General features: G+C 37.7%; 1 protein-coding gene and 1 pseudogene. One reads left to right on the top strand and one right to left on the bottom strand.

The window, feature by feature from the left end; genetic code table 11:
- Positions 1 to 199: 199 nt before the first annotated feature.
- Positions 200 to 1,069, bottom strand: a pseudogene (locus N1I86_RS16630) (RNA-guided endonuclease InsQ/TnpB family protein); the annotation flags it as partial.
- Positions 1,070 to 1,075: 6 nt separating this feature from the next.
- Between N1I86_RS16630 and N1I86_RS16625 the strand changes: the two are divergent.
- Positions 1,076 to 1,216, top strand: a complete 141-nt coding sequence (locus N1I86_RS16625; protein WP_003352379.1) for a ribbon-helix-helix protein, CopG family — start codon at positions 1,076 to 1,078, stop codon at positions 1,214 to 1,216.
- Positions 1,217 to 1,438 lie beyond the last annotated feature (222 nt).

Below are 1,438 nucleotides of genomic sequence, written 5' to 3'. Positions count from 1 at the left end.
CTAGCACCACGGGTTACTAATATATAGATGTATTCTAATTTTCATTTTTTTCCATTACAGATTTTTTATCATTCAAGAAGTGAACTACCCTCCACTTATCAACCTTACGGTTTGATTGAAGTGGGGGCTTCTCGGGTAATCCCGTCTAATGACAGAAAATTGACCGAGCTAACCCTCTCGTTCCGAAAGTTATTATTCTTTATGCTAATAAGCGTAATCCCTCATTTTTGATATTGATTGCTGAATTGTGATCGCGATCTAATACAAAGCCGCAAGAACATTTATATACACGTTCAGATAATGGCATTTCTTTTTCCTTGCCGCAACATGAACACTTCTTAGTGGAGGGAAACCACTTATCAATTTTCACAAGTTGTTTCCCCTGTTCTTTTAGCTTATACGCTAAGAAAGTAGTGAACATCCCCCAGCCGTTATCATGAACGCTTTTTCCAAAGTTGAGGGCTTGAGACATGCCTTTCATGTCTAAGTCCTCAATAATCACAGCGTCATAGTTTGTTGCTAATTCTTTTGACTTATGATGAAGAAAGTTTCTGCGCTGATTCGCTGTCTTTTCATGTAGCTTAGCCACTTTCAGGTGTTGTTTTTCCCATCTTGCAGAACCTTTCTTTCTTCGAGAAAGAATTCGTTGTGCTTTTGCTAATTTATCTAAGGCTTGCCGATAGTAACGTGGGTAATTGGCTTTCTTACCCTGTTCACTCTCGACATATAGACCATCCATAGCAAAATCCAAACCAACAACTTTCTGTATTTTAACTGGACGAATATCTTTCTCATATTCTGTCAAAATTGAAATGTAGTATTTGCCTGTCTTTGTTTTAGAAATAGTGCAAGATTTGATTTTATAATCAGCAGGTATCTCTCTATGCTGTTTCATTTTTATTGGCTTTTTGATTTTTGGCAGTTTGATATGACCATTTTCTAGCTTAATATTTCCGTTGACCATATTAGTTGTATAGGATTGTTTTGCTTTACGATTTTTGAACTTTGGAAAATCCGCATTTCCTTCAAAGAAATTCTTATAAGCAGTCTGTAAGTTCATTTGTGCATGATAATCATGAGAGAAGAGAAAGAACGTGTAGAAATTCGTATGCCTAAGACGATATTAGAAAAATTGGAGCAATATCAAAAAGAAAATGGGATTCCAACTAGAACAGCCGCAATCTTAGAATTGTTGAGAAAGGGATTGGAAAAATAACTTTGGCTAAAGCCAACCGAAATTCATCTCCCACCTACTCATTGGTGCGATTCGCACCTTCACATTCCTAGAGGATGGGAGACTTCTTTCGGAAAGACGTTAAAAAATGATTAGAAATCGAGTAGGAGGGAGCGATTAACTCCCGTCCTCTCACACCACCGTACGTACGGTTCCGTATACGGCGGTTCAATTAAGATCATTGACGCAAACCCGTGGTGCTAT

The sequence above is a fragment of the Bacillus sp. FSL W8-0116 genome, from assembly GCF_038003825.1.
Classification (GTDB): domain Bacteria; phylum Bacillota; class Bacilli; order Bacillales; family DSM-4216; genus Bacillus_O; species Bacillus_O smithii.
Note: the sequence above shows the minus strand (reverse complement) of the source record. Positions and strands in the feature narration are given on the sequence as shown.